The 8,737-nt window shown below is 60.6% G+C and carries 9 protein-coding genes; 7 read left to right on the top strand and 2 right to left on the bottom strand.

The genetic code is table 11. The features are described 5' to 3' along the window. The 6 genes from Q0288_RS11605 to Q0288_RS11580 all read left to right on the top strand — a co-directional run. Positions 1-1,434 (top strand): TrkH family potassium uptake protein (locus Q0288_RS11605; RefSeq protein WP_366914758.1); only part of this gene is annotated, 1,434 nt, incomplete at its 5' end. A gap of 245 nt (positions 1,435-1,679) precedes the next feature. Then, positions 1,680-2,159 carry an S-ribosylhomocysteine lyase gene (locus Q0288_RS11600; RefSeq protein ID WP_299430565.1) on the top strand — a complete coding sequence of 160 codons (480 nt, stop codon included), beginning with the start codon at positions 1,680-1,682 and terminating at the stop codon, positions 2,157-2,159. 103 nt (positions 2,160-2,262) lie between these two features. Further along, complete coding sequence (mtnN, locus tag Q0288_RS11595; protein ID WP_299430567.1) at positions 2,263-2,940, top strand: 5'-methylthioadenosine/S-adenosylhomocysteine nucleosidase; 678 nt, start codon at positions 2,263-2,265, stop codon at positions 2,938-2,940. 300 nt (positions 2,941-3,240) lie between these two features. After that, the gene (locus tag Q0288_RS11590) at positions 3,241-3,594 is read left to right on the top strand and encodes a type II secretion system protein (protein ID WP_299430563.1); all 354 of its coding nucleotides are present in this window, start codon (positions 3,241-3,243) and stop codon (positions 3,592-3,594) included. 53 nt (positions 3,595-3,647) lie between these two features. Then, positions 3,648-4,004, top strand: coding sequence for a prepilin-type N-terminal cleavage/methylation domain-containing protein (locus Q0288_RS11585; protein ID WP_299430561.1), 357 nt, complete (start codon positions 3,648-3,650; stop codon positions 4,002-4,004). Between the two features lie 179 nt (positions 4,005-4,183). Then, a complete protein-coding gene (locus Q0288_RS11580; RefSeq protein WP_299430559.1) occupies positions 4,184-5,476 on the top strand; it encodes an O-antigen ligase family protein in 1,293 nt (430 codons plus the stop codon). Here Q0288_RS11580 and Q0288_RS11575 read toward each other — a convergent pair. Then, a complete protein-coding gene (locus Q0288_RS11575) occupies positions 5,394-6,743 on the bottom strand; it encodes a hypothetical protein (RefSeq protein WP_299430557.1) in 1,350 nt (449 codons plus the stop codon). The genes Q0288_RS11580 and Q0288_RS11575 overlap by 83 nt on opposite strands. A gap of 23 nt (positions 6,744-6,766) precedes the next feature. Between Q0288_RS11575 and Q0288_RS11570 the strand changes: the two genes are divergently transcribed. Beyond that, entirely contained in the window at positions 6,767-8,422 is a 1,656-nt protein-coding gene (locus tag Q0288_RS11570) for an O-antigen ligase family protein (protein WP_299430555.1), read from the top strand. Positions 8,423-8,487: 65 nt separating this feature from the next. On the opposite strand, the gene Q0288_RS11565 is transcribed toward Q0288_RS11570, so the two are convergent. Further along, positions 8,488-8,737: sugar transferase (locus tag Q0288_RS11565; RefSeq protein WP_299430552.1), on the bottom strand; the 250-nt coding region annotated here is incomplete at its 5' end.

Genomic DNA, 8,737 nt, shown 5'->3' with positions numbered 1-8,737 from the left:
TTTCTGGGTGTGGTGTATCTGGCCCTGGGTCTGGTGATGCTGGGGTTGGAAGCCCTCGCCCTGGCGCTGGGAGAGTCTCCCTGGGGGTTTCTGGCCGGCGCCGCCGTGGGGTTGGGGCTGGGCTGGTGGTTTCGCAGCCTGGGCGACCCCAGGCACGAACCGGGCCGGGCCGAAGCCCTGCTTTCCATCGCCCTGATCTGGCTACTGGTTCCCGCTCTGGGAGCCATCCCGTTCTGGATTTCGGGCGGAATGCACTACCTGGATGCCCTGTTCGAAGCCATGTCGGGTTTCACCACCACCGGCGCCACCGTTCTGGCAGACTTTGAGGGTTTTGGCTATAGCCTTTTTTTCTGGCGAAGCCTGATGCAGTGGTTTGGGGGCGTGGGAATTCTGGTGCTGGTGGTTGCACTGCTGGCACATCTGGCCGTGGCGGGCCGTCAGCTCTTTATCACCGAGAGCACCGGCGTGCAAAAAGAACCCTTCACCCCTCGTCTGCGTACCGCTGCCCAGAGCATTCTCAAAGTCTATACCGCCCTCACCCTGGCGGCAGCCTTGTGTTACTGGATTGCAGGTGTACCGGCATTCGAGGCGCTCTGCAATGCCCTCACCACCCTGCCCGCTGCCGGGTTCAGTCCCAACCCCCGCAGTTTTGAAGAGTACACCCCCCTGGCCCAGTGGTTCGGAACCCTGTTCATGTTTCTTGGGGGTGCGGGGTTTGTGTTGCAGTACCGGCTTTTCTTCAGCCGCGATCCCCGCCCGCTGTTAAGAGATGTGGAGCTCAGGGTTTACACCCTTATTGTCCTGGTATTTGGCTCGTCACTGGCCGTCTTTTTGATGACCCACCACGCCGAGGACATGGACTACACCTGGGATGAGGCCATCCGCCATGCTTTCTTCAACGTAACCTCGATCATTACCACCACTGGCTACGCCAGTGCCGACTTCGCCTTATGGGCGCCGGCGGCCCAGGCCATCCTGGTAGCGGCCATGTTTGTCGGGGGGTGTGCGGGGTCGGGTGCGGGCGGAATAAAAGTGATTCGCTTGCTGATCGTGGGAGCCATTGTGCGGCGGGAGTTACTGCGTTCGCTGCACCCCCAGGCCATCATCACCCTCCGGTTGGGCCGCAAAAGTCTGGGCGAAGATGTGATGCGCTCGGTCGCTGCTTTCATCACACTCTACGTGGGACTGGTGGCAGCAGGAGCGGTGCTGATCTCGTTGCTCGAGAACAACTTTGTGGTGGGTTTTACCGCCAGCGCCCAGGCGGTCGGCAACATCGGGCCGGGGCTGGGTGAGGTGGGGCCCATGGGCAGCTATGCCGGGCTCGAGCCCCTCTCCAAAATCATTCTGATCCTCCAGATGTGGGCTGGCCGCCTCGAGCTGATTCCGGTTTTTTTGTTGTTGACCCCCGAACTGTGGAAAAAGCTGCGCGGCTGAGCGGTCTGGCAACCCGGTTTCCTCCTCTCCACGGCCCCCGGTGCCGCCGAAATGATTGTGTCGAGGGTCGAAGGCTAGAAGCTGAAAGCTAGAAATCTTCGCTATGGCCTGCGATCTCGGCCCCAGGCCGACCTGCGACCTGAGGCTTGAGATCCGCAGGATCGTTGTAGGGCCGTGCACCGGCCTAAAAAGTTATGTCGCCGAGTCCCGAAGCCAGAAGCCCATGGCGTTGTAAACTGAAGCGCATGTCCCGGCCCCTGGTAATTCCGGAGTCCTTTCGCCTCGACCACCAAAAAGTCCAGGCCCCTTATGTGCGGCTGGCGGGGGTTAAGGAGACCCCCAGGGGCGACCGAATCGAGAAGTACGACCTGCGTTTTGCGCAGCCCAACCAGGACGCACTCAGCACCGGCGCCCTCCACACCCTCGAGCACCTGCTGGCCACCTACCTCCGCACCCATCTGGACGGGGTGGTGGATATCTCGCCAATGGGCTGCCGCACCGGGTTTTATATGGTCGCGCTGGGCGAACCCGGGCCCCAGAAGGTACTGGATGCCTTCCGAAACACCTTGCAGGAGGTGGTGAACCACACCGGGCCGGTGCCGGGGGTGAGCGATCTCGAGTGTGGCAATTACCGCGACCACGACCTCGAGGGCGCCAAAGCCTGGGCGCAGCGGGTGCTGCATACCGGCTTGCACATCCAGGAAACCATCGAGATTGCGGGGTAGAACCCGGCGCATTCCAGTTTACGCCCCCCGTGATGCCGGCGTTTCCCCACCCTTCGGTGCTGGATGTTCCCTCGAGGGAGTGCTAGGCTAGCCCAGTATGCCCATGGTTGCCCTATTTGCCGCCGAAGGAGCCGAAGCCCAGGCTCTGCGCAAACACCTCAGCCTGCATGAGGCCGTAGACGGCCCCTGGACGATTCAGCAGGGGGAGCTGGGGCGGTACCCGGTGGTACTCATCGAAACCGGGGTGGGCAAAGCGGCAGCCGCGGCGGCGGTGGCCTATGCCAGGGTTCGCTTCAGCCCCGCGCAGTCGTTCTGGGTGGGCGTGGCTGGGGCCCTGAATCCCGACCTTAAGACCCTGGATCTGATCCTGGCGCAAGATGCCGTCCAGTACGACGTAGACATCACCGCTTTTGGCCGGGCTCCGGGTGAACTCGCAACCGGCGAGCGCTTTATTCCCGGAGATGCCGGCCTCACCTCGAGGGTATTGCGCACGGCGCTGGCCATGGGCCTGCCCATCTACCTGGGCCGTATCGCCAGTGCCGACCGCTTTCTAGCCCACCGCAGCGAGGCCGACGAGGTGCGCCGGGTGTTCGCAGCCGATGCGGTCGAGATGGAGGGAGCAGCCGCTTTGTGGACAGCCAGACGCATGGGTATGCCGATGGCCCTGTTACGCGCCATCACCGACCAGGCCGGCAGCGAAGCCCCCATCGCCTTCGAAACCTTTCTGGAAAGCGCCGCCGAGCGCCTGGCCAGTCTCATTAGCCGGGTTTTGAGCAGTTGATAGCGCACCCTGCAGGCCGCGAACCCCCAAAACCCCCCGGACGGCCCCGCGCTGGCGCCGGAACCCTGCCCAGGCGTTATGTGCAGACCCATCGGATCCACCCCCGCCGCCAAAACCCCCGTAACGTACCCCGGGGCTGGTTGGGTCAAATTCCACACGCTCTCCAAAACCAGGGGCTATACTGAACCCTGGAGTCCGGGAATCGGCCCGCTCCTGCAAGACCCAAAGCCCTCTCGATGCACTACGCAATGCCGCACCCATACCCATATTCAACCGGTGCGGAACCCCAGGAGAAGTACCATGAAGAAGTCCGGTTTTACCCTGATCGAGCTGTTGATCGTAATCGCCATCATCGGCATCTTGGCCGCCGTACTGATCCCCAACCTGCTCCGCGCCCGCCAAGTTGCCAACGACCGTGCTGCCCAGGCCTTCGCCCAGAACGTCTACAAGACCGCCCAGGCCTATCTGGCGGAGAACGTCAGCGCGACCACCGTTCCCACCACCTGCACTGGAACCGGTGGCTACTCCGCTGGCGCATACAGCGTGCCCGCTCCTGGTGGCTTCATCACGGGCTGCACGGTTGCTACGACTGGTGCGACGGTAAGCGTCACCTACACCGGTGGCACCCTCACCTCCGTGACCGTGGGCAACTAGTTGGTCGCCTAGACCATGCCCTGCCAGAAGGCAGGGCATTTTTCTAAAGGATCATGAAGACTCACAGAGGTTTTACCCTCATCGAGTTGCTGATCGTGATCGCCATCATTGGCATTCTGGCTGCCGCACTGGTGCCCAACCTTATCAATGCACGAAGGGTCGCAATTGACCGGGCTGCATTAGCTTACGCTTCCAATGTCTATCGCTCTGCCCAGGCCTATATTGGCGAAAACCCATCAGCACTCGTGCCCAGCGGCACCTGTGTGGCCGGTGCCAACTTTGGTGGTTATGTGGTGCCCGCGCCCACCAGTGCCCTGGTCGTGACCAGTTGCACCTATACCGAACAGGCCGCTCGGGTTACGATAGTCTACTCGGGGGGCACGCAGCCAGCGGTCACAATCGGCTACTAAATCCGCTTCCAACCTCTACAATCGGGGATATGCGACGCTCAACAACAAGCGCGCCGGCATATCCCTGGCTTCTTTTATTGTTTGTATTCATCTACCCTCTTTTATTCTTTCCAGGCACCCTTCTGGGAAAGCCCCCGGTAGTCACCCCTCTCGACAACATCCTGGCTTCGGAGCAGTTTTTGTATTTACCCAAGTTGTTGTTTTTGCTGGTTGTGGGTGTCCTGGGGCTTTGGGAGGTTCGAAAACAAATAACAAAATCGGTCTTTTTGTTTCTGCTGCTTGCACATTTGCTACTGGTCATCCTGAGCACCCTCAATGCCCGCGACGAGACTGCCTTCGATCTCCTGGGACCAAGCCAGCGATTCGATGGAATTCTGTACCACCTCGGACTTTTTGCCCTCGGCGCTTTTGCCTATCTGAGCCTGAGGGGCGCGCCGCTGCATTTCCGCCCGGTGGCCCTTGCGCTGGTGGTGGGCTGTGGTGTTCAGGCTGCAATTGTTGTTTTGCAGAGGCTCGACCTCGACCCGGTAACCCCACTCCGGCTCTGGCAGGATTTCAACACACCCCTGGGCACGCTTGGACATCCAGGCATGGTGGCTGCCCTTTTGCTGCCGGGAATTCTGGTTGCGCTCTGGCATGGCTTTGCCGACCCGCGACCTGGCTACCGCCTTCTTTGGCTGGGCGCTGCCCTATTTTCGGCGGCTGGGCTGGGAATTACGGGCAACAGCGCGGCTTTCTACGCCCTGGTTGCAACCCTGATCGCCATGAATCTGTGGTGGAGGAAATGGCTTCTGTTCCTTTTGAGCGCCCTGCTGGTGGTTGGCGTTCTGGTTCCCAGGACTGTTCTGCCCGACCCCAGAAGCTTTGAACAAGACAGCCAGAGCTACCAGGACACGCACACCCTGCAGACCCGCCTGGTCATTTGGCAGATCGCCCTGCGAGCCATTCAAGAAACCCCTCTTCAACCTGTTCTGGGGGGCGGGTCGGATGCGCTGAAGCTGGCCCAGATTCGCAATCCTCCCTTTGATTTGCTGGCAGAACAGTATGCCCTCGAGTTTGGCTGGCCCCGGGATGCCAGGCTCCAGGATGCCTACATCAAGACGTTTCCAGGCGAAGACATCAAAATTAGAGACCGGTGGATTGCTTTCAACTTCGAGCGGTTTGGCGGGCAGCAGAATGTTACCAAAGAGTTTGGGTTCGCCATTGACAGGGCGCACAACTTTGTGCTGGATCGCTGGCTAGCGTTTGGTCTACTTAGTACGCTAATCTGGCTGGTTTTGTACCTGTACCCGGTTTATCTCAGCCTGAGAAACAACCACTGGCTGGGATGGGTGTTTGTAGCGCTGATGATCTACTACCTGGCCTGGTTTCCGGTAATGCAGGTGGAGCCTATCCACCTGGTTTTGCTGGCTGCAGCCTGGGCTTTGTTGCCGCGGGTGGCAAAAGTGCCACCGCCCACAACACCCACATGACCCCTTCAACCTGGGTGGGGACAAACCACAGCATGGTGAAACCCAAATAGGCCAGAATTCCAACCGCAGCAGGATTGCCCAGCCATGCCGGGCGCACAAGCATGGATATGAGCAGCAAGTAAAGCGCAAGCCCTGCCAGACCGCGAAGCAGGCCTACCTCGAGCAGCTGGTTATGCGACTTCCAGGGGGTAACAAAAAATGAGACCACCTCGCCGCTGGCATTTCGAACCAAAAAGGCGGGCGGCCCGAAAGGAGTGTAGGAAGTGTGTAACACCTCCTGTATCCCGAATTCCAGCCGCAGGTAGGTCTCTACGTCCTGGCGGTTTAGATAGCGCGGCCAGACCTCGTCGAACTGTCCCGCCCCCCAGCCGGTGATGGGCCGCGCCAATACGCCAGCCAGGGCAGCTTCCCAGAGCTCGGCTCGAGTGGAAAAGGTGGTTGGATCGCCCAGGTCTCGTGCCAGTGCTTGCTGGCTGGCAGCCCCCTGAAAACCAGTCCAGAGCCCCAGGGCCACTACCACGGCGGCCAGCAGCAGCCTAAACGGCGTCCGCCAACCGGCCCCCAAAGCCAGCAACAATCCAATCAAAACAGCTCGCTTGCTTGCCAACCCGATAGCTACGGCAAGGACAAGGGCAGTCACCAGCGCTAAACGATTGTTTTGATACCACCAGGCCACCGCAACCGCCGCCACCAGAGTAAGCATCCCGGCCAGATGCCCTGGCCCATTAAAGCTGCCCATCGGAACACTGAGCGCATGGGGTTGGAGGGCCTGGTTACGCAAGACCTCGAGGATTGCCAGTACAGCCAGGGAAAATCCACTCACAAGCAGCATGCTGAGAATTCTTGAGGCTAGCCTCGAGTCGCGTAAGCCCTGGACATACACCAGCACAAACGCCAGCGACAGCCCCATGGCCCAGGCGGCCCCATCGCCGGAACCGTACAACGACCCCAGAAAAGCCACGATGGGGGACGGGGCAAAACCGGCTGCAATCACGGCCCAGACTCCAAAGGCCAGGGCCAGGGTTACGGCTGGATGACGCGAGAAATGCCGAGGAAGATGGATCGTATCCCGTAGCCTCAAATCGGGTCGGCTCAAAAGCTCAAATATCAAACCGCCTGCCAGGAAAACGGCCAGCGCAAGTGCTTGCAGATAGTAGGTGAACTCGACCGCCTCACTGGCACTTTGGGCTCCCCACCAGAAAATCCAAGGACAGACCAGCACATACGCAGGCCACCACCAATCATGCAAAAAAACTCTGAGGGCCATTCGCTGGACTCTACAATGAACCTATGCAAATCGTAGGTCGTATTAGACTTTTGACCACTATTGGAATATGTGCGGTTATTCTTGCACTGCTCTGGTGGCTCTGGCAACAGCCCGCTCTGCACCACCATCAACCCCCTTTGTGGTTCACTGGCCTTGCACTGGGCGGATTGGTATCTCTGGCATTCAAAATTCCTACCGCTCTCTGGCTCTGGTGGGTACTGGGCCTGGTAACGGTGTTCTGGAGCCTAACCCCCGGCACTACCCTGGTGGTCGGGCTCTGGGAGGTTGCCTATCTGGCGGCTTTTGGCGCGGGGGCCTGGCTGGCAGGTTTGCTGGGTCTGCACACCGCCCTGCTGGCCTCCGGGCTTTTCGTTACTCTGGCGCTGGGAGCAACGGGCATGGTGATGTATTTTTCTGGCTCTGCACACTATGTCGCCGGAGCCCAGGCCCTGGCGCTGATCCCGGTGGCGGCGGTGTGGATGATCCGCTCGAGGTGGCCCCTTCTGAGCGGCATCCTGCTGACGGGAGCTTTGTTTCTGGCCTTGATTTCGGGGGCTCGAGCGGTCTATCTGCCACTCTTGCTCATACTTATTTTGCTGGTGTACCGGCTATGGCAAGAGCGGATCAGACCCCTGCACATACTGGCTGGCCTGGCTACACTGGGTCTGGTGGTATTTGCCATAGATCGCGCCGTGCCCTTTCACCCCGTTCAAGCCGGGCTGGCAACCCGAGCAAACCTCGAGCAGCAAATTGGCGATGTCGCTCCTGAGGGTAGTATCGGCAGCCGACTACAGATGTGGCAGCAAACCCTGCACATCGCCCTGCAAAAGCCATTTGGCACGGGCAATGGCAGCTTTCGGGATGTTCTGGCAGCCTACCAGCAGTACCCAGGGGTACTCTTCAGCAGCGCCCATAACTATTACCTCGAGACCGCCGCTACCGGAGGCTGGCCGAGGTTACTGCTGTTGCTAGGCATACTGGGCTGGCTACTCTGGCGGGGCTGGAACTCCCCTGCCTGGCCCTGGGCTCTGGGTGCTGCGGGGCTATGGGCCACCCTAACCTTTGACATTACCGGAATGTACCCTGCCGTGATGATGCTGGCCTTTGCCAGCCTGGGGGCCGTCTACGGGCAGATCCAGGGCTCTGGGGGTAGCCCGGGTGGCTGGGCAAACGCGAACTGGCGCAGGGCGGTATCTCCGGTAGGAATCGGGCTGGCGGTAGCGCTACTGGCCTGGTGGTACTGGCCGTGTTCCCAGAGCTGTGCTACCGGGAGGCATCTGGGCCATCGGCCTGCTGTGCTGGCCGAGGCTGACCGCCTTTCGGGCCTCGAGCGAACCGGGTTGCTGGTCAGGGCTGCTGAACTCAACCCCAAAAGCCTGTGGGTATACCGGGCCATGTTGCAGCATGCCCAAAGCCCAGAAGAACAGCTCACCATCCTGACCCAGATCAACCGCACTTTTGCCCTTGCCAGCCCCGGCTTTTACCTGCAACAGGCCCGGCTTGCAGCCCAGTTGGAACGCAAGGAGGATGCTGTTGCAGCTTTGCAAGCCGGACTAAAACGCTTTCCACCGGGAATGCGGCCCGCTGGCGTGCCTATGGGTCAGCAAATATACCAGACCTACCAGGACTGGGGTCTACAAGCCCCTGCCCTGTTGAAGGAATTGCAGGCTGGGCAGTAGATAGGCGAACGGCGAAGGCCAAACTGGCTTTCGACCTTACGGCCTGCGAGCCCCACCTTACAGCCTCAGTAGGCCCCATCACTCCACAGCACCGCCCAGACCGTGCGGGCCAGCAGATAGAAGTCCAGCCAGGGGGACCAGTTGCGCACGTAATAGGTATCCAGCGCAACCCGCTGGGCATAGGGGGTCTGGTTGCGGCCCGAGACCTGCCACAGGCCGGTCATGCCCGGCAACACCTGGGCGTAGAGCGAGAAGCGGTCGCCGTAGCGCTCCACCTCGGCCTGAACGATGGGGCGCGGCCCCACCAGGCTCATC

Origin of the sequence: uncultured Meiothermus sp., from assembly GCF_937863175.1 — a bacterium.
Taxonomy (GTDB): domain Bacteria; phylum Deinococcota; class Deinococci; order Deinococcales; family Thermaceae; genus Meiothermus.
The sequence above is the reverse complement of the archived record's forward strand: the minus strand, read 5'-3'. Positions and strand labels throughout refer to the sequence as shown.